General features: G+C 66.3%; 17 protein-coding genes. 9 read left to right on the top strand and 8 right to left on the bottom strand.

What is annotated here, in order from left to right; translation table 11 throughout:
* The first annotated feature begins 80 nt into the window (after nt 1-80).
* On the top strand, nt 81-1,166 hold the full coding sequence (locus RUU78_RS16485; RefSeq protein ID WP_313918521.1) for an IS630 family transposase: 1,086 nt from the start codon (nt 81-83) through the stop codon (nt 1,164-1,166).
* Here the strand turns inward: RUU78_RS16485 and RUU78_RS16480 are convergent.
* Both RUU78_RS16480 and RUU78_RS16475 read right to left on the bottom strand, forming a co-directional pair.
* Nucleotides 1,163-2,290 (bottom strand): inorganic phosphate transporter, encoded by a 1,128-nt coding sequence (locus tag RUU78_RS16480; RefSeq protein ID WP_313918525.1) that lies wholly within the window; start codon nt 2,288-2,290, stop codon nt 1,163-1,165. The two genes, RUU78_RS16485 and RUU78_RS16480, sit on opposite strands and share 4 nt — an antisense overlap.
* A gap of 16 nt (nt 2,291-2,306) precedes the next feature.
* A complete protein-coding gene (locus RUU78_RS16475; protein WP_313918523.1) occupies nt 2,307-2,936 on the bottom strand; it encodes a pit accessory protein in 630 nt (209 codons plus the stop codon).
* A 219-nt stretch (nt 2,937-3,155) separates the two neighbouring features.
* On the opposite strand from RUU78_RS16475, the gene RUU78_RS16470 reads away from it, so the two are divergent.
* Entirely contained in the window at nt 3,156-4,460 is a 1,305-nt protein-coding gene (locus RUU78_RS16470) for a hemolysin family protein (RefSeq protein ID WP_313918520.1), read from the top strand.
* 20 nt (nt 4,461-4,480) lie between these two features.
* The gene (locus RUU78_RS16465) at nt 4,481-5,086 is read left to right on the top strand and encodes an exopolysaccharide biosynthesis protein (RefSeq protein ID WP_313918518.1); all 606 of its coding nucleotides are present in this window, start codon (nt 4,481-4,483) and stop codon (nt 5,084-5,086) included.
* 28 nt (nt 5,087-5,114) lie between these two features.
* Here RUU78_RS16465 and RUU78_RS16460 read toward each other — a convergent pair whose 3' ends face one another.
* Nucleotides 5,115-5,870 carry an RNA methyltransferase gene (locus RUU78_RS16460; RefSeq protein ID WP_313918516.1) on the bottom strand — a complete coding sequence of 252 codons (756 nt, stop codon included), beginning with the start codon at nt 5,868-5,870 and terminating at the stop codon, nt 5,115-5,117.
* A 248-nt stretch (nt 5,871-6,118) separates the two neighbouring features.
* Here RUU78_RS16460 and RUU78_RS16455 point away from each other — a divergent pair, with 248 nt between their 5' ends.
* Nucleotides 6,119-6,922 (top strand): inositol monophosphatase family protein, encoded by an 804-nt coding sequence (locus RUU78_RS16455; RefSeq protein ID WP_313918514.1) that lies wholly within the window; start codon nt 6,119-6,121, stop codon nt 6,920-6,922.
* A gap of 93 nt (nt 6,923-7,015) precedes the next feature.
* Here RUU78_RS16455 and RUU78_RS16450 read toward each other — a convergent pair whose 3' ends face one another.
* From RUU78_RS16450 to yajC, 5 genes are all read right to left on the bottom strand, one after another.
* Nucleotides 7,016-7,747 carry a hypothetical protein gene (locus RUU78_RS16450; protein ID WP_313918512.1) on the bottom strand — a complete coding sequence of 244 codons (732 nt, stop codon included), beginning with the start codon at nt 7,745-7,747 and terminating at the stop codon, nt 7,016-7,018.
* Nucleotides 7,748-8,162: 415 nt separating this feature from the next.
* The gene (locus RUU78_RS16445; RefSeq protein ID WP_313918510.1) at nt 8,163-9,794 is read right to left on the bottom strand and encodes a sulfotransferase; all 1,632 of its coding nucleotides are present in this window, start codon (nt 9,792-9,794) and stop codon (nt 8,163-8,165) included.
* A gap of 134 nt (nt 9,795-9,928) precedes the next feature.
* Nucleotides 9,929-10,990, bottom strand: a complete 1,062-nt coding sequence (gene secF, locus RUU78_RS16440; protein ID WP_313918507.1) for a protein translocase subunit SecF — start codon at nt 10,988-10,990, stop codon at nt 9,929-9,931.
* Between the two features lie 18 nt (nt 10,991-11,008).
* Nucleotides 11,009-12,871: a protein translocase subunit SecD gene (gene secD, locus RUU78_RS16435; protein ID WP_313918505.1), complete on the bottom strand. Its 1,863-nt coding sequence runs from the start codon at nt 12,869-12,871 to the stop codon at nt 11,009-11,011.
* 130 nt (nt 12,872-13,001) lie between these two features.
* The gene (gene yajC, locus RUU78_RS16430) at nt 13,002-13,334 is read right to left on the bottom strand and encodes a preprotein translocase subunit YajC (RefSeq protein WP_313918503.1); all 333 of its coding nucleotides are present in this window, start codon (nt 13,332-13,334) and stop codon (nt 13,002-13,004) included.
* Nucleotides 13,335-13,489: 155 nt separating this feature from the next.
* Here yajC and rsxC point away from each other — a divergent pair, with 155 nt between their 5' ends.
* The 5 genes from rsxC to nth are packed head-to-tail and all read left to right on the top strand — an operon-like array spanning nt 13,490 to nt 18,020.
* Nucleotides 13,490-15,145, top strand: a complete 1,656-nt coding sequence (rsxC, locus tag RUU78_RS16425; protein ID WP_313918501.1) for an electron transport complex subunit RsxC — start codon at nt 13,490-13,492, stop codon at nt 15,143-15,145.
* Nucleotides 15,142-16,173, top strand: coding sequence for an RnfABCDGE type electron transport complex subunit D (locus tag RUU78_RS16420; protein ID WP_313918498.1), 1,032 nt, complete (start codon nt 15,142-15,144; stop codon nt 16,171-16,173). Before rsxC ends, RUU78_RS16420 begins: the two co-directional genes overlap by 4 nt.
* Nucleotides 16,166-16,780: an RnfABCDGE type electron transport complex subunit G gene (locus RUU78_RS16415; protein ID WP_313918496.1), complete on the top strand. Its 615-nt coding sequence runs from the start codon at nt 16,166-16,168 to the stop codon at nt 16,778-16,780. Before RUU78_RS16420 ends, RUU78_RS16415 begins: the two co-directional genes overlap by 8 nt.
* On the top strand, nt 16,780-17,376 hold the full coding sequence (locus tag RUU78_RS16410) for a hypothetical protein (RefSeq protein WP_313918494.1): 597 nt from the start codon (nt 16,780-16,782) through the stop codon (nt 17,374-17,376). Before RUU78_RS16415 ends, RUU78_RS16410 begins: the two co-directional genes overlap by 1 nt.
* Complete coding sequence (gene nth / locus RUU78_RS16405; RefSeq protein WP_313918493.1) at nt 17,373-18,020, top strand: endonuclease III; 648 nt, start codon at nt 17,373-17,375, stop codon at nt 18,018-18,020. Before RUU78_RS16410 ends, nth begins: the two co-directional genes overlap by 4 nt.
* Nucleotides 18,021-18,023 lie beyond the last annotated feature (3 nt).

Below are 18,023 nucleotides of genomic sequence, written 5' to 3'. Positions count from 1 at the left end.
GCTAGTGTAGTGCTCCGCAATTAATGAACCTTATTGATTTTCCTGCTGTCCCAGAGGATCCTGGGCAGCAGGAGGTGGCAATGCGTAAGGCAAGCACAATCGAGTTGACGTCTGAGCAGCGGCGTCAATTGGAGCGGTGGGCGCGCTCGAACACGGCCGAGGTGAGGCTTGCGCGTCGAGCGCTCATTATTCTTCGCGCGTCGGAAGGGTTGGACAACCACACGATTGCAGCGGAGCTTGGCATTGGGCGCATCCAGGTCGCGCGGTGGCGTGAGCGCTTCGCGCAGGGCGGTATTGTGGCGATTGAATCGGATCTGCCGCGCAGCGGCCGCAAAGTGCGTGTCGATGTCGCTCAGATCGTGCGCGTGACCACGCAGACACTCCCCGAGGCAGCCACGCACTGGAGCACGCGGAAACTCGCGGCGCACCTGGGTGTCAGCGATTCGACCGTGCTGCGGGTCTGGCGCGCTAACGGACTCAAACCACACCGGACCGAAACGTTCAAGGTGTCGCGCGATCCGCAGTTTGTGGAGAAGCTCGAAGACATCGTCGGGTTGTACCTCTCGCCGCCGGAGCACGCGCTGGTGTTGTGTTGTGATGAGAAGAGTCAAGTACAGGCACTGGACCGCACGCAGCCCGGCTTGCCACTCAAGAAGGGACGTGCGCAAACGATGACGCACGACTACAAGCGCCACGGCACCACTACGCTGTTCGCGGCGCTCAGTACTCTCGATGGATCTGTCATCGCTCGTTGCGAAGAGCGTCACCGTCACACCGAATGGTTGCGCTTCTTGCGCCAGATCGATCGGGAAACGCCCAAGGAAAAGACGCTGCATCTGATCTGCGACAACTACGCGACGCACAAGCATCCCACGGTCACGGAGTGGTTGGGGAAGCATCCGCGCTTCCATATTCACTTCACGCCGACGTCGGCCTCGTGGCTCAACATGGTGGAGCGCTTCTTCCGCGACATCACAACTGATCGCTTGCGTCGAGGCGTATTCCGCAGCGTTCGCGAACTGATCGCTGCGATCAAGGAATTCATCGCCTCCCACAACAAGAAACCTAAGCCATTCGTTTGGACCGCCAAAGCCAATGACATCTTGCAGAAGGTCATCCGCGCCAATCGCTCCTTAAGCTCCAAGAAAAACGAAGCACTACACTAGATCGGCAGCCCCACCGCATGCGCGAGCTTGACCAGCAGATAGGCCAGCCCGGCGGCGATCGGCAAGGTCAGTATCCAGGCCCAGATCATGCGCTCGACCACGGTCCACCGGATTGCGTTGAGGCGCTTGGCCGTGCCGACACCCATGATCGCGGCGGAGATGTTGTGCGTCGTCGACACCGGGATGCCGAGGCTCGATGCCGTCAGGATCATGGTCGCCGACGCGGTCTCCGCGGCGAAGCCGTGCACCGGGTGCAGTTTGACCAGCTTGTGGCCCAGCGTCTTGATGATGCGCCAGCCGCCTGCGGCGGTACCCGCGGCCATGACGACGGCGCAGGTCAGCTTTATCCAGAGTGGTATCTCGAGATTCTTCGGATCGGCATCCAGATGCAGGAACTGCAGCCATTGCGGCAAGTTGTCGAGCTGTCCGGCGACGCCGGCGGACGCCAGCGCGAGTGCGATGATGCCCATGGTCTTCTGCGCGTCGTTTGAGCCGTGTGCCCAGCCCATCGCGCTGGCCGAGACGATCTGCAGCTTGCCGAACAGCGCATTGGCAAAGCGTGGCCGGCCCATCTTCTGCAGCACGCCATTGCGATCGGCGAGGAAGGAGAACAGCGCGAACAGCAGGCCCATGATGACGAAGCCGAGAATGAACCCGGCCAGCGGCGAGATGATCATCGGCAGCACGACCTTGGGCAGCAGGCCCTTGCCCTGCCACCAGTGTTCGCCCCCGGGGATGTGCCAGATGATCGCGTCGAAGTTGCCGCCCGAGGCGGCGAACGCGGCGCCGCACAGGCCACCGACCAGCGCATGCGAGGACGACGACGGCAGGCCCCACCACCAGGTGATCAGGTTCCAGATCACACCACCGGACAAGGCACAGATCAGCACCATCGAGGTCACGTTGACCACGCCGGTGTCGACCAGGCCCGAGGCGATGGTCTTGGCCACGGCCGTGCCCCAGAGCGCGCCGATCAGGTTCATGCCGGCGGCGAGCATCACGGCCTGAGTCGGACTCAGCACCTTGGTCGCGACCACGGTCGCGATCGAGTTGGCCGTGTCGTGGAAGCCGTTGATATATTCGAAGACGAGCGCGATCACAATCACGCTGAAGACCAGGGTCAGATCCACGGCGCGCGCCTCAGGAGTTCTTCAGCACGATCGCGTAGACCACGTTGCCGGCGTCGCGGCAGCGGTCGATCGCTTTCTCCAGGATTTCGAACAGGTCCTTGCGCAACAGGAAGCGCACCGGGTCTTTCTCGTTGCGGTACATGTCGCGGTACAGATCGAGAATGAGACGGTCGGCCTCGTTCTCCAGCGCCTGCAACTCGTCGTTGAGCTCCTTCATGGCTTCGAGCTTCATCGCGCGCAGCTGGCGCACCATCTTCTCGAGCACATCGCAGGCCTTCTCGAGCATGCGCGCGCGCGAGACGAAATCGACGTCGCCAAGACTGTCGCCGACCAGCGAATGACGTTCGGCGAATTTTTCGATGACCTTCGGAATCTTGTACAGCGCGCCGGACAGGGCTTCGATGTCCTCGCGCTCCAGCGCCGTCACGAAGGTGTTGACGAGGGCTTCGCTGATCTCGGCGGCGAGCTTCTTCTCGCGCTGGCGCGCCAGACGGAATTCGTCCAGCGATTTCTCCTCACCGCCGCCCTGGGCAAGAAACTCGGTCAGGGCCGCCGCGCTGCGTCGCGCTGCGCCGGCGCTCGATTCGAGCAGCCCGTAGAACTTGTCGCCCTTGCCGAAGATGGTCTGTAAAGAAAACATGGCCTTGTCGCCCCTGCTCGCCAGCACGTTGATTCAGAAAGAAAAAAGAGTCACAGCACCGCCTCTTGTCGCGACGGGCGTGACAAAAATATGTCGTTTCGATGACATTCATGTTACAGCAGCCGCGCACCCCTGGGCACGCACGCGCGCAGGGCGCTCCCGCATGGGGCCGTCACGCGGGGCTGTTACACTGGCCTGCCTGGGACCGCACGCTGCGCAATGCTGACCGAGATATCGCTTGTCCTGCTCCTCATCCTGCTGAACGGTTTCTTCGCGCTGTCGGAGATGTCCGTGGTCACGGCGCGCAAGTCACGTCTCAAGCAGATGGCCGAGACGAGCACGCGTGCACAGAACGCACTGCGCCTGACCGAGAATCCCGAACGCTTCCTGTCCACGGTCCAGGTGGGCATCACGCTGATCAGCGTGCTGACCGGCGTCTACGGCGGCGCCACCATCGGCGCGCGCATCAGCCTTTTCCTGCAGGGTCGCGGCGTCGAGCTCGACCTGGCCAACGGGATCGGCCTCGCCGTCAGCGTCGGTGCGATCACCTACGTCTCCATCATCGTCGGCGAGCTGCTGCCCAAGCGGCTGGCGCTGGTTGCGCCGGAGCGGTTCGCGGTCTGGATCGCCTATCCGATGCGCGTGTTCGCGACCGTCGCCATGCCGTTCGTCGTGTTGCTGACTTTCAGTACGCGCGTGTTGCTCAAGGCACTGCGCCTGGACCGCGGCTCACGCGATCCGGTGACGGAAGAGGAAATCCGCCTGCTCGTGGCCGAGAGCGCCGAGCAGGGCGTCATCGACAGCGACGAGCACAACATGGTCAACCGCGTGCTGCGGCTGGGCGACCGCCAGGTCACCAGCCTGATGACGCCGCGTACGCGCATCGCCTGGCTGGACATTGCCGCGCCGCTCGCGGAGAACCTCGCGGTCATGCACTCGACCCCGTATTCGCGCTACCCGGTCTACCGCAACGGCAACGAGCAGGAAGTGGTCGGCATACTCGAGACCAAGTCGCTGCTGGATTCGCTGGGTTCGCCGAACATCGACCTGTTCCGCACCCTGAACAAGCCGCTGTTCGTCACTTCGGCCGCACGCGCGCTGGATCTGCTCGAAGAATTGCGCGAGGCCGAGGCCACCGTCGCGCTCGTGGTCGACGAGTACGGCGACATCGAAGGACTGGTCAGCCTCAACGACGTGCTCGCCGCCGTGCTCGGCAAGACCGCCAGTTCGAACGTCGAGGTGAGCGGCGCGCCGATCGTGCGGCGCGAGGACGGCAGCTATCTCATCGATGGCGCGCTCGGCACCGACGATCTGCGCGAACTGTTCGGCCTGAATCAGCTGCCGAACGAGGAAGACCACGATTTCCGCACAGCGGCCGGCATGGTCATGGTCCAGTTCGGCCGCATTCCGCAGGTCGGCGAATCGTTTCGCTGGCGTGATCTGCGCTTCGAGGTCGTCGATCTCGACGGTCCGCGCATTGACAAACTGCTGATCGCCCGCATCACCACCGAAGCCACCCCGTAGCGGGCAGACGAGAATCACGGATGACCCGCCCGCACGATCCGCGCACGACCGAACTTTTCCAGCAGGCGCTCGACCAGAATACCGGCGATACGATTTCGCTCGAGCAGTTCATCGCGCCGCTGGAAGCCCGTGCCTACGGGTTTCTCGTGGTGCTACTGTCGCTGCCGAATTTCATCCCGATACCGATGGGCGTCGGCGGCGTCTGTGGCACCTCGCTCGTGCTGATCGGCGCGCAGATGCTATGGGGCATGCCGCGGCCGTGGCTACCGCGATTCGCGCGCCAGCACGGCTTCCCACGCCATTCGGTCGAAGCCTTCGTCGCACGCATGAACCCGATGTTCGCGCGCCTGGAGCGCGTCTGCCGGCCGCGCTGGGAACAGATCACGCGCAAACCGTACAGCCATTTCAGCGGACTCATGCTGATCCTGCTCGGCATCCTGCTCGCGCTGCCGATACCGTTCACGAACTACCCGTTCGGCCTCCTCATCCTTGCTTTCGGCGTGGCCCTGATCGAGCGCGACGGCGTGCTGCTCGCGCTGGTGTGGGGTGCGACGATCGTGTCGACCGCCATGGTCGGCAGCCTGAGCAGCGCGATGGTGTCGCTGGTCAGGCACTTCTTCGGCTGACGCTGAAGCCGCGGTGGCGGCGCGGCGTTCAGCGCGGGCGCGCGAGTCTCGCCATGCGCTGCGCGTCGGCCAGGATGCCGCGCAGCACGCGCAATTCGCGTTCGTCGGGCTGCGCGCGCAGGAACAGCTTGCGCAGGCGCAGCATGATGGTCTCGGGCGACCGCCCCTTGTGGAACTCGATGTCGTCGAGCGTCGTGGACAGGTGCTCGAAGAAGCCTTCCATCTGTCCGGCCGAAGCGACCGGATCAGTGCGGTGCGGCGCCGGCGCCGACGGATTGCCGAGAAACGCTACGCGCAGTTCGTAGGCGAGCACCTGCACCGCCTGGGCCAGATTCAGCGAGCTGTAGTCCGGCGCCGCTGGTATGTGCACGGCGCCATGGCACAGCGCGAGCTCGTCGTTCTCGAGTCCGGTGCGCTCGTTGCCGAACACCAGCGCGATCTCGCCTCCAGCCAGCGCCGCGTCATGTACCCGGGGCGCCACTTCGCGCGGCGTGAATTCCTGCAGCGCGACGGCGCGCTGGCGCGCGGTCGCGCCATAGACCGTCCTGCAATCGGCGATGGCACTGCGCAGGTCAGGCACGACGACGGCCTGATCCAGCACCGTGTCGGCGCCGGACGCGAATGCGGTGGCCTCCGGATCTGGGTAGCGCTGCGGCGCCACGAGCACCAGCCGCGAGAAGCCCATGGTGCGGATTGCACGCGCCGCGGCACCGATATTGCCAGGCTGTGACGTGCGCACGAGGACGAATCGGACGCGCGCGGCGGAAGTGGAGATGTCGGACATAGCGAGGCGGCGGACGCAGAGCGGCGCCTGAGCATATCGGACGTACGGCAGGAACGAGGGAAGAGAACTGAGAAACCAGTCGACAGGGCGAGGCAGCGCTCGCTCCTTTACTCACTTCCCTCCAATCGTTTCTCGCCGCCGCCGCCCGCGTTTCTGGCCCTTCCAGCAGCCCTCTGCTACCCTTCGCGCCCCGCGCCGGCCCCGCCGTCGGCGACGCTCTTTATTCAAGCCATCCGATCGGAGTTTCCATGCCCAGACCCGCCATCAATGTCGCGGTCCGCGCCGCCCGTGCCGCCGGCAATCTGATCGCGCGCAACATCAACCGTGTCGAAGGCCTTGCCGTACACGAGAAAGAGCGCATGGACTTCGTTTCCGAAGTCGACCGCATGGCCGAACAGCTGATCATCCGCGACCTCAAGCGCGCCTATCCGGGCCATGCCTTCATCGGCGAGGAAACCGGCGAACAGGGCCGCTCGCGCCAGACCTGGGTCATCGACCCGCTCGACGGCACGCACAATTTCCTGCGCGGTTTTCCGCATTTCTGCGTGTCGATCGCGATGCTCGACGCCGGCGACCCGATCTACGGCGTGATCTATGACCCGCTGCGCGACGAGACTTTCACCGCGAGCAAGGGCGATGGTGCGTTCCTCAATGACCGCCGCATCCGCGTCACAACCCGCGAAAGCGTCGCCGGCGCGCTGCTCTGCACCGGTTTTCCGTATCGCCAACGCCGCCATCTCGACGCGCAGATGGACATGACCAAGGCCCTGCTTGCCAGCGCCGAGGACATCCGCCGCACCGGCTCGGCCGCACTGGACCTGGCCTACATCGCCTGCGGCCGCATCGACGGCTATTACGAGACCGGCCTGAAGGTCTGGGACATGGCCGCGGGCTGCCTGCTGGTGCGTGAAGCCGGAGGCCGCTACTGCGACATGGCCGGCCGTGACGGCCTTCCGGAATCGGGCAACCTCCTCGCCGGCAATCACAAGGTCGTGTTCGACATGGTCAACATCATCCAGCCGCTGCTGACGCCGGAGCTGCTGGCGCGCTAGCCAGGTGGCTGGTCCTCCGAAACGAAAAACGCGGCCTTTCAGCCGCGTTTTTGTTTCCGCCGAAGCGCACGGCCAGAGCCGGCGCGGCCGGCATCAGTCGATGCTGAACGACTGCAGGCTTACCGGCAGCACCACACCGGAGAGGCGGAACGCGTAGTCCGGCACGGTGAAGCCGCAGGATGTGGTCGGACCCCAATCGGTGCAGCCGCTCTCGAACCCATCACCCGGATTGCGCCACTGGCCGATCACACCGGCCTGCGGCGTGGCGAGGTTCCAGTAGAAATCACCGCCCGACGCGCCGAAGTCATAGATCGGCTGGTAGGAGATCCAGTACGTACCGGGCGTGGTCAGATCGCAAACCGTTGGCAAGACCACGGTCGCGATCTGGCTCTTGACGTCATACGTGACCGTCGCCAACGGGTAGTTGCAGACCACGGTCGTCGACGGCACGCCTGCATTATTGGTGAACACGCGCACATTGGCCGTTGTCGGGTAGGCGCCGGTCGTGGTGCCGCCGGCAAAAGCGGCGAACTCGGCCGTCGCGATGCGCCAGCCGGCCGCCGGCACGACGAAATCGTCAGCGCCTTCGGAGTCGTAGGGCGCGCCGCTGCTGGAAGAAAACTGCGCTGACAGCGCGCCACTCTTGGCCGCGTTGGGTAGCTGGTCGTACAGGACGATATTGCCGCCGTTGGGTGCTGGCACGATGGTCGGTCGCGACTGGACCGCCTTGAATGACTCGCGACGACCGGCGGCGTCGGCCGCCGGCGCAGCGGAGACACCGACAGCGGCTGCGGCGGCAGCGAGAAGCATTGCAGTTGATTTCATGTACAGATCCCTGATTCCTGATGAATGCCCGCCGTGACGCCGAGCCCTGACCCAACCACGGTTGGAAAAACGCCGACACCACCCCGTCCGTGTGGACAGCCGGGATTTTGAAGGCTTATATGCGAATCAGGTCACATTTTCTGCCGGATTACCATAGGCCTGTGGGCCTAGGCCGCATTTCTCACTCCCGTTCGTAGCGAGGCCGTCGAGACGCCGTCCTGATGCACGCCGCCGACTGAGTGACGGCAAAGGCAGTCTACGCTACGCCCAGCCGACACGAGGGAGCACCGCGCGTCAAGGCGAGCGAATCGGGGCCGCGTGAGAAGGCATGTGAGAAATGCGGGCTAGCCTGCCGCGCCATTGCCATCAAATGACTCCGTCCGGAATTTCTCCAACGTGTTTATCGGACAGGACACTAGCGCGACGGCGATGCCAAGGCGCCGCGCAGGATTTTCTCGGCCACTGGGTAGCGTATTGCCCGCGCGCGCGTCGCGCTGATCGGCTGGCGCACTTGTGCGGCGCTCGCCGTGCGCACGCTGCGCTGGACACGATGCGGTTCGAGACAGGCCGCCTCGAACGCCAGTCCGCAGAACGCCAGCAAGGTGGGGATGTACCGCTCCGGCTCACGCACCAGCAGCTCGTAGGCACTGTCGAAAACGTGTCCCGGAAACTGCGCCGCCCATTGCTGGCTGAGCCGGTCGTAGCTGCGCCACTGCCGGGCCATGTCGTCCAGGTCGTAGGAATACTCGTGACTTTGCGCGAACAGCTGGCGAAAGCAGGACAGGCAGTTTTCGACCGGGTCGCGACGGCAGTTGACGATGCGCGCCGCCGGCAGCATGCGGCGTATGGCACCGACCAGCGGCCAGTTGGCCAAGCTCTTGTCGGTAAAGCGCGCTGCCGCGCCGCGCCAGCGCAACGAGCGCTGCAGGTACTCGCGCCCGAGCCGGTCCCAGTCTGCCGCAGTCGCCCGCTCGACCCAGTGCGGAAACACGCTGCCACGCCGTGCCGACTCAGCGTCGAGAATCTGGGCCAGGTCGGGCATCTCGCCGGCGGCATTGACGCAGCTGTGCGCCGCCAGGATCTGCTCGGTCAGCGTCGACCCCGATCGGGGCAGGCTGACGACGAAGATCGCCTCCACACCCAGCTGCGCGTCGAGCGGCTGTGGCGCCGGCTGCAGAAACGCCGCACCGATGCGCTCGTAGTGCTGCGCCAGCGCAGCGCTGTCCCAGCCGGTGAAGCTTGCGCGCTTGCGGCGGTTGGCTTCGACCAGCGCCGAATAGGCCTCATCGTATCGACCCAGATCGTCGAACGCCTTGGCAGCGGCGAAGCCGATGAAAACGTGTTGCTCGTCGGATAACCCGCTACCAGCAAGAAGTTGCTGCAGGCGCGAGGCTTGCGACGCGTTGAAGCGGTAGGTCTTCAGATCAGCGAGCGCGTACCACGCACCGCCGGCCCTGGGCTCGTCGCGAATGGCATGCTCGAACGCGGCGATCGCCGCATCGACCTCTCCGAGCGAACGCAGGGTCTCGCCAAGCGTCACGCGCGCCGGGACATGCGTGCGGTCGCACTGCAGCGCGCGCTCCAGTGCCGGACGCGCCAGCTCGAGACGTCCTTGAGTCTTGTACATCTTGCCGAGGTTGTACCAGGCCGCGGCGAGCCGCGGCGCGAGTTCGGTCGCACGCCGGAACGAATCGGCGGCGCCGTCACCGTCACCGGCCGCGCGCTGCGCGCTGCCGAGGTTGTTCCATAGCAAGGCATCGTCGGGCGCCGTCTGCAATGCCTGCCGGTAGGCATCGATCGCGTCCTGCGGCTGTCCGCTCTTATGCAGCACGATGCCGAGCAGACGCAATGCCTCGGGATGCTGTGCATGGGCCGCGAGCACCGGCGACAGCGCCGCGAGCGTTTCGGCGAGGCTGTCGGCGGCCAAGTGTTCGGCGGCCGCAGCCATGCGCTGCCGCAACGGCGCCGGCAAGTCCGCATGGCGCGTAGCGGACGCGCGGCCCGCGGAGTCGGTGGCCGCCGAAACGGTGGAGCGGCGCGAAGGCATGCGTAGGATTGCGACGAGGGCCGTAGTGGCCGGAGGCACGCACCTTAGCAGCCCGCCAGGACTCGGCGCACGGCCGCCAACGCAAACGGCCCGGTTTCCCGGGCCGCAATGCAATGCGAAGCGAAGCCGGACGCTTATGGGCGGGCGGCGAGTTCGGGATCTTCCTTGGTCCTGGGCATCAGGTCCTGCTTGGATACGCCGAGCCACAGCAGGATCGGGTTGGCGAAGAACACCGACGACAGCGTACCGATCAGGATACCGATCAGCATGATGAGGCCGAAGTTCTCCAGCGCCGGGCCGCCGACGAAATACAGCGTACCGACCGCCAGACTGGTGGTCAGACCGGTCATGATCGTGCGCGACATGGTCGAGTTGATCGAACGGTTGAGGATTTCGTAGGGCTCGCCCTTGCGCGACGAGCGGAAGATTTCGCGCACGCGATCGAACACGACGACCTTGTCGTTGATCGAGTAACCGACCACCGACAGCACCGCGGCGAGCGCCGGCAGGTCGAATTCCCGGCCGGTCAACGCGAAGATACCGACCGTGATCAGGGTGTCGTGGATTTCGCTGGCCACCGCTGCGACGGCGAAGCGCCATTCGAAGCGCAGCCACAGGTAGACCATGATGCCAAGGATCACGAACAGCACCGCGACCAGACCCTGCTCGCGCAGTTCCTCGCCGACGCTGGAACCGACGAAGTCGCTGCGCGTGACGCTGGCGTCGCTGCGTGTCTTTTTCAGCGCCGCCAGCACCTCGGCGGCGATCTTGTCGGTATCGGCCTTGGTGATGCCACTCTCCGGTACCGCGGCCTTGTCGGCAGCCGCCTTGGTCGCGTCGCCTTCGGGTTTGGCGGCTTCTGTCGCCGCCGGATCAGGCTTGGCCGGCTCGGCGTGTGCCGCTGCCGCGCCGTCCTCGGGCTTGATACGGATGGCGTACTCCGTCGTCGTGCCCAGACCCTGCACGATCGCATTCTTGAGGCCAGCAGTTTCCAGCGCGCTGCGGATGTCGGCGATCTCCGCCGGCTGGGCGTACTTGACCTCGATCATCGCGCCGCCTTCGAAGTCCAGGCCGTAATGCAGGCCGCGACCGAAGATGATGGCGACGGCGAGAATTATCAGCAGCGCCGAGATGATGAGGCTCGGCTTGCGCCAGGCCATGAAGTCAAAATTGGTTTCGGACTTGAAAAGTTCCATGGGTATCGAATTCCTGGATCAGACCGAAAGGGTCTTGACGCGGCGGCCGTTGAAGATCAGTCCGACCAGCACGTGAGTGACCATGACCGAGGTGAACATCGAGGTCACGATGCCGATGGCGAGCGTGATGGCGAAGCCCTTGATCGGGCCGGAACCGAAGGCCATCAGGCCGAACGCGGCGATCAGGTGGGTCACGTTGGCGTCGAGGATCGTCGCCCAGGCCTTGTCGTAGCCGCGGCTGATCGCCGCCATCGGCGTCGAGCCGTTGCGCAATTCCTCGCGTATTCGTTCGCAGATCAGCACGTTCGCGTCGATGGCCATGCCTAACGTCAGCACGATGCCGGCGATGCTGGGCAGGGTCAGCGTGGCCTGGAACAGCGACAGGATCGCGACGAGCAGCACGAGGTTCAGCAGCAGCGCCGCATCGGCGATCAGGCCGAAAAGCTTGTAGTACAGGCCGACGAAGATCACGACGAGGGTGACCCCGAGGATCACCGCGATGATGCCCTTGCGGATGTTGTCCTGGCCGAGGCTCGGACCGATCACGCGCTCCTCGACGATGTCGACCGGCGCGGCGAGTGAACCGGCGCGCAGGAACAGCGCAAGCTCGTTCGCTTCCTTCATGCTTTCCAGGCCGGTGGTCTGGAACTGCGAGCTGAAGACGCTCTGGATGGTCGCGACGTTGATGACCTCTTCCTTGATCCTCGCGGTGCGCACTTCCTTGCCGTCGATGACTTTCACATCGGGAATGCGCTCGGTATAGACCACGGCCATCGGCTTGCCGACGTTCTGCATGGTGAAGTCGAGCATGCGCTTGGCGCCCTGGCTGCCGAGCTTGATCGACACCGACGGCGTGCCGCTCATCTGGTCCGGAAGCGCCGTGGCGCTGACGAGATCCGCACCGCTGGCGATGACCTTCTTCTTGAGCAGCACCGGGGCGCCGGTTCCGCGGCGGGTGTACAGCTTCGCGTCGGCCGGCACGATGCCGCCGCTGGCCGCGGACTGCGCTTCGATGCTGGTGTCCACGGCGCGGTATTCCAGCGTCGCAGTCGCGCCGAGGATCTTCTTCGCCGCCGCCGTGTCCTGCACGCCCGGCAGCTCGACCACGATGCGCGAATCACCCTGCTGCGCAATGATGGGTTCGGACACGCCGAGTTCGTTCACGCGGTTGCGCAGCGTGCCGAGGTTCTGCTTGATCGTGTTGGTTGCCAGCTCGCGCACTTTCGCTTCACTGACCTTGGCGATCAGGGAATAGCCGCTGTCGCTGCTGGTGCCGTTGCTGAGCTGCAGTTCCGGTGTCGCCTTCCCAAGTTCAGCAGCGAGGCGGTCGCGGTCGGCCGCGCTGCGCGTGATCGCGACGATGCCCTGGGCGCTGCGGCTGGCGGTGACGCCGGGAATCTTCTTGTCGCGCGCAATCGTGACGATTTCTTGCGAGTAGTGCGTCTCTTGCTTCTCGAGCACGGCCTTCTGGTCGACTTCCATCAGGAAGTGCACGCCGCCCTGCAGGTCGAGGCCCAGCGGCATGGAGCGTGCGTAGATCGCATCGAGCCATCCCGGCACGGTCGAAGCCAGATTCAGCGCTACGACGTAGTTTTCGCCAAGCTCGCTGCGCAGGACGTCAGAACCCTTGGCCTGCACGATGGTGTCCGGAAAGCGGATCAGCAGACGGTCACCGTCGATGCCGATGGACTCGAAGCCGACCTTCTGCGTTTCCAGCAGACCCTGCACCTTTTCCTTCAGCGCCGTGTCCACCGTGAAACCACGGTTGGCCGAAATCTGCACGGCCGGTTCCTTGGGGAACAGGTTGGGCAGCGCGTAGATAAATCCAAAAAACAGCGCTACGGCAACCAGCGCGTACTTCCAGCGGGGAAACTCGTTCATGCCATGAATCCCAGGTTGATCCGGTGTGGCGGGGCCGGCCCGCGCACGGTCGACGTGTCTGAAAAATTGTCACAGGCTGTTTTCGACAGCCTGCACGCAAACTGCGCCGGGGTCTCCGGCGCAGCAGGTTTCAAGCAGACTTCAGCGTGCCCTTGGGAAGCACGGCGGTAATGGCCTGCTTCTGCAGCTTCACGACCACGTTCGGCGCGATCTCGACGCTGACGTAGGTCTCGCTGATGTCGGTAATGGTGCCGAGCATGCCGGTGCTGGTGGCGACTTCATCGCCGGCGGCGAGTGCAGCGACCATCGCGCGCTGTTCCTTGGCGCGCTTCATCTGCGGGCGGATCAGCATGAAATAGAAGATCGCGAACATCGCGATCATCATGAAAATCGAGCTCATCCCGCCGCCCGGCGCTGCGGGCGCGCCGGCCTGGGCCTGCGCCGTCGAAATCAGAAAGTCCATGGTTCTCTCACTGGTTGGAGGCCCGGGTCAGGGCAACGCCCAGGCTTGCAAAGTCCCGCAGTATGCCATGCAGCCCGGCCCTGCGCACCGCAACGGGTTGGTGGCTGAACCCGCCCGGTTCAAGGCCGGGGCCGCAGCCGCCTACAATCCCGTCCATGTCCCTGCATCGCATTTCCGGCGGTCTCGTCCTGGCCGCGCCACCGCGCGCCAGCGCCGTCGGCGCGATCCGAATCTGCCCGCCGCCGTCGCGGCTTTACCTGCCGCTGATCGAGAGCAGCGGCCGTGCGCTGCATTGCCGGGTCGAGCCCGGCCAGCACGTGCTTCGCGGCGAAGCGGTGGCGCACGCCGCCGACGCGCTGGCCACGGCGCTGCCGGCGCCGACCTCAGGCCGCATCGTCGCGATCGAGAACCGGGCGATCGCGCATGCCAGCGGCCTGGCGGCACCGACGCTGGTGCTGGACGCGGACGGCGACGACGCGACCGCACCGATGCCGCCGCTGCCCGGCTGGGCAGATGAAACACCACACGCCCTGCGCCGGCGCCTCGCGGACGCGGGCATCGTCGGTCTCGGCGGCGCCGGCTACGCGACCGCGGAAAAACTCGCCTGGCCGCTCGATACGCTGATCGTCAATGGCGCGGAGTGCGAGCCCTACATCGGCTGCGACGAGGCGCTGATGCGCGAGCGCGCCGCCGACGTGGTCGCGGGTGCGGCCGTGCTCGCGCATATCGCCGGCGCGACGAACCTGACGATTGCGCTCGAAGACCGCATGCACGAAGCAGCGGCGGCGATTCGCGCGCAGCAGCATCGGTTTCCCGCGCTGCGCGTGGCGCTGGTGCCGACCGTGTATCCGCAGGGCGGCGAGCGCCAGCTGATCGAAGTCCTCTGCGGCCGCGAAGTGCCCAGCGGCGACTGGCCGGTTGCCATCGGCGTGGCCGTACAGAATGTCGCCACCGCCGCGGCCGCGTGGCGCGCGGTGGCGCACGGCGAGGCGCTGACCACGCGGATCATCAGCCTGGCGGGCCGCGGCGTCGTCGCGCCGGGCGTCTTCGAGGTACGCCTGGGCACGCCCATCGAGGCCCTGGTCGCCGCGGCTGGCGGCTATACGCCGGACGCCGCACGCCTGGTGCTGGGCGGCCCATTGATGGGACTGGCCCTGCCGCACGACGGGATCGCGCTGACCCGGACCAGCAATGCCGTCCTCGTGCTGACGCAGGACGAGGTGCGCCAGTCGGCGCCGGAACTGCCGTGCATCCGCTGTGGCGACTGCGCCGACGCCTGCCCCGTGCGCTTGCAGCCGCAGGAGCTGCTGCGTCTGCTGCGCCACGGCGACCAGGCCGGCGCCGGCGTGCTCGGCCTGGCCGACTGCATCGAATGCGGCTGCTGCGCCTATGTCTGTCCGTCGCAGATTCCACTCGTGGATTGGTACAGGAACGGCAAGTCGGCCCTCGCGACGGCGACCGCGGAACGCCGCCGCGCCGACCATGCGCGCGAGCGCTTTCTCGCGCGCAACCGGCGTCTGGCGCGCGAACAGGCCGACAAGGTCGCCCGCGTCGCCGCGCGGCGCGAACAGCTGACCCAGGAACAGGCCGTCGTCGCGCCGCTGCAGAACGAACCCGCCGAGGCCGATGCGCGTGGCGCTGCGCTGGCCGTCGCCGAGGGACCCGCGACGCCCGCCCCGACCATGGACAAGTCGGCCGTGCTTGCCGCTATCGCGCGCGGCAAGGCCAAGCGCGCCGAGCGCGCGAAACCGCCGCACGAAACCGTACCCGTCAGCGCCGACCATGTGCCGCCGCGCGAGGACGCGCCATGAAGACCTTCGCCACCGGCGGCTCGCCGCATCTGCCGGCACCTGTGCGCGTGCGCCGGGTCATGGCCGAGGTGCTGCTCGCGCTGGTGCCGGGCATCGCGGTGCACGCGTGGGTATTCGGTATCGGCGTACTGATCCAGGTCGTGCTCGCGATCACCTTCGCACTGGCCATCGAAGCTGCGTCCCTGCGCCTGCGCGGCGTCCGCGCCGCACCGTTTCCCGGCGATCTCTCGGCCGTGGTCACGGCGGTGCTGTTCGCCCTGTGCATCGGCCCATCGAGTCCGTGGTGGATCAGCGCGCTGGGCATGCTCGCAGCCGTAGCCCTGGCCAAGCACGCCTATGGAGGGCTCGGCTGCAACCTGTTCAATCCGGCGATGGTCGGCTACGCCGTCGTGCTGCTGGCCTTCCCGCGGCTGGTTTCACAGTGGCCTGCCGCGACGTTGGACCTGCCCGCGGCCGCGCGGGTGATCTTCGCCGGTGCCGCGAGCGCGGGGTGGGACACGCTGTCCTCGGCCACGCCGCTCGACGCGCTACGCCAGCTGACGATACAGGGACAACGCCTGGGAGAAATCCACAACGATGCGTTGTTCCAGCATAGCCGGGCGGCCGCCTGGACCGCGATCGCGACGGCCTACCTGCTCGGCGGCCTGTATCTGTTGTGGCGGCGCATCGTCAGCTGGCAGGCGCCCGTCGGCGTGATCGCCGGCTGCGTGCTGCTGGCCCTGCCGTTCTGGCTGTTCGACGCGGAAGTACACCCTTCGCCGCTGCAACACCTCGGCAGCGGCGGGCTGCTGCTCGCCGCGTGGTTCGTTGCGACCGATCCGGTCAGCGGCTGCACGTCGCCGCGCGGCCGACTCGTCTTCGGTGTCGGCGTCGCCGCGCTGACCCTGGCCACACGCCGCTGGGGCCACTATCCGGACGGCGTCGCCTTCGCCGTGCTGCTGATGAATGCGGCGGCACCGCTGATCGATCGCGTTACGCGGCCGCGCATCTATGGACACGCTGCGCGCGTGAACGACGCGCATGACTGAAGCGCGCCCGGGCCATCGCGTGCTGCAACTGCTGCTCGCGGCAGGCCTGCTCGTGGGGGCCGCCTGGCTCAGCACCGACGGCCTGCGCCGGCGCGCAGATGCACAGGCCACGGCCGGGATCGCCGGCGTGCTCGGGTCGCTGGTCTACGACAACGATCTGTTGCGGGACCGCATCGATGTCCGCGACGCGGCGGCCCTCGGCAGCGCCGACGCGTTGCCGCTGTGGCGTGCGCGACATCAAGGCCAACCTGTCGCGCTCGTCGTCGATGCGATCGCCCCGCAGGGCTATGGCGGACCGATCCGGCTGCGCATCGGCATCGCGCGCGATGGCCGCGTGCTCGGCGTACGCGTGATCGACCATCGCGAGACGCGCGGCCTCGGCGATGCGTTCGAGCACGACGACGGGCGCTGGCTCGGTGCCCTGTCCAACCGTTCGCTGCAGGACACGCCCCCAGCCCGCTGGCGCGTACGCCGCGACGGTGGAGACTTCGACCAGTTCTCCGGCGCGACCGTGACGCCGCGCGCGATCCTTGCGCGCGTGCAGGCGGTGCTGGCCGCCTATGCAGAGCATGGCCCGCAGTGGTTCGACGAAGAGGCTGAGCACTGATGGCACCGACGACGCCTTTCGCGGCGACCGTACCGCCGCTGATCGGGCCTGCGCCCCGGTTCGCCGCCGCGCTGCTGTTCCTGACGCCGCTGCTGCTATCCGCACAGGACGCGCATTCCGGCCTGCGACTGGGCGTTGCCGTACTGGTCACACTGCTGTCGTTGCAGACATTGCTATATCTCGCCGGCGCGGCGCAACGCCGCCAGGCGTTCGCGGCCACGCTGTGGAGCGCCGTCGCGGTCGCGCTCGCGAGCTGGTTTCTGTCGGCACATGGCGTGCTCGACCCGCCGCAGATCGCGCTGTTGCCGCTGACCGCAGCGAATGCGGCCTGGTGGCGGACCTACCGGACGCAGCACGCCATCACGCTGGGCGCGTTGAGCCTGACGCTTGCGCTGGCCTGTATCGCGATCGGACTGCTGCGCGGCATGGTCGATGCATTCGCGCCGGACGACGGCCGCCAGTTCGTCAGCGGCCTCGCGCAGTGGCTGGCGTCTCCGCCCGGCCTTGCGATCAGCGCCGCCATGGCACTCGCGCTGTGGCAACACATGCGCCCCTTGCCGGCCAGTGGGCCGGAACGAGATATCGACGCCCCATGAACAACGCCAAGCGCCAGGAAATCTTCCGTCGTCTGCGCGAAATCAATCCACGGCCGACGACGGAACTCGACTACTCGACACCATTCGAGCTGCTCGTCGCAGTCACGTTGTCGGCCCAGGCCACCGACGTGGGCGTCAACAAGGCGACGCGCAAGCTGTTTCCCGTCGCCAATACGCCGGCGGCGATACTCGCGCTCGGCGAGGAAGGCCTCAAGAAATACATCGCCACGATCGGCCTGTTTAACGCAAAGGCCAGGAACGTGATCGCTACCTGCCGCATCCTCGTCGAGGACTACGCGGGCGAAGTGCCGCGGACCCGGGCAGCGCTCGAGGCGCTGCCCGGGGTCGGACGCAAGACGGCGAATGTCGTGCTCAACACCGCCTTCGGCGAGCCGACCATCGCTGTGGATACGCACATCTTCCGCGTCGCCAATCGCACCGGACTGGCTCGGGGCAAGAACGTGCGCACGGTCGAAGACCAGCTCGACAAGACCGTGCCCGCGTCGTTCAAGCAGGATGCCCATCACTGGCTGATCCTGCACGGCCGCTACGTCTGCAAGGCACGCAAGCCGGATTGCCCGGCCTGCGTGATACGGGACCTGTGCGAGTTCACGGACAAGACCGCCGCGACGGAAACGGCATAAGAA

Source organism: Tahibacter sp., assembly GCF_032229445.1.
Classification (GTDB): Bacteria; Pseudomonadota; Gammaproteobacteria; order Xanthomonadales; family Rhodanobacteraceae; genus Tahibacter.
Note: the sequence above shows the minus strand (reverse complement) of the source record. Positions and strands in the feature narration are given on the sequence as shown.

Bases quoted from the DNA above. Each gene is read 5' to 3' on its own strand.
- yajC (WP_313918503.1), bottom strand. From the start codon at position 13,334: ATGGACTTTCTGATTTCGACGGCGCAGGCCCAGGCCGGCGCGCCCGCA.
- RUU78_RS16415 (WP_313918496.1), top strand. From the start codon at position 16,166: ATGACTGAAGCGCGCCCGGGCCATCGCGTGCTGCAACTGCTGCTCGCG.
- RUU78_RS16465 (WP_313918518.1), top strand. From the start codon at position 4,481: ATGACCCGCCCGCACGATCCGCGCACGACCGAACTTTTCCAGCAGGCG.
- secD (WP_313918505.1), bottom strand. From the start codon at position 12,871: ATGAACGAGTTTCCCCGCTGGAAGTACGCGCTGGTTGCCGTAGCGCTG.
- RUU78_RS16475 (WP_313918523.1), bottom strand. From the start codon at position 2,936: ATGTTTTCTTTACAGACCATCTTCGGCAAGGGCGACAAGTTCTACGGG.
- rsxC (WP_313918501.1), top strand. From the start codon at position 13,490: ATGTCCCTGCATCGCATTTCCGGCGGTCTCGTCCTGGCCGCGCCACCG.
- RUU78_RS16455 (WP_313918514.1), top strand. From the start codon at position 6,119: ATGCCCAGACCCGCCATCAATGTCGCGGTCCGCGCCGCCCGTGCCGCC.
- RUU78_RS16410 (WP_313918494.1), top strand. From the start codon at position 16,780: ATGGCACCGACGACGCCTTTCGCGGCGACCGTACCGCCGCTGATCGGG.
- RUU78_RS16460 (WP_313918516.1), bottom strand. From the start codon at position 5,870: ATGTCCGACATCTCCACTTCCGCCGCGCGCGTCCGATTCGTCCTCGTG.
- RUU78_RS16485 (WP_313918521.1), top strand. From the start codon at position 81: ATGCGTAAGGCAAGCACAATCGAGTTGACGTCTGAGCAGCGGCGTCAA.
- RUU78_RS16445 (WP_313918510.1), bottom strand. From the start codon at position 9,794: ATGCCTTCGCGCCGCTCCACCGTTTCGGCGGCCACCGACTCCGCGGGC.
- RUU78_RS16420 (WP_313918498.1), top strand. From the start codon at position 15,142: ATGAAGACCTTCGCCACCGGCGGCTCGCCGCATCTGCCGGCACCTGTG.
- nth (WP_313918493.1), top strand. From the start codon at position 17,373: ATGAACAACGCCAAGCGCCAGGAAATCTTCCGTCGTCTGCGCGAAATC.
- RUU78_RS16450 (WP_313918512.1), bottom strand. From the start codon at position 7,747: ATGAAATCAACTGCAATGCTTCTCGCTGCCGCCGCAGCCGCTGTCGGT.
- RUU78_RS16470 (WP_313918520.1), top strand. From the start codon at position 3,156: ATGCTGACCGAGATATCGCTTGTCCTGCTCCTCATCCTGCTGAACGGT.
- secF (WP_313918507.1), bottom strand. From the start codon at position 10,990: ATGGAACTTTTCAAGTCCGAAACCAATTTTGACTTCATGGCCTGGCGC.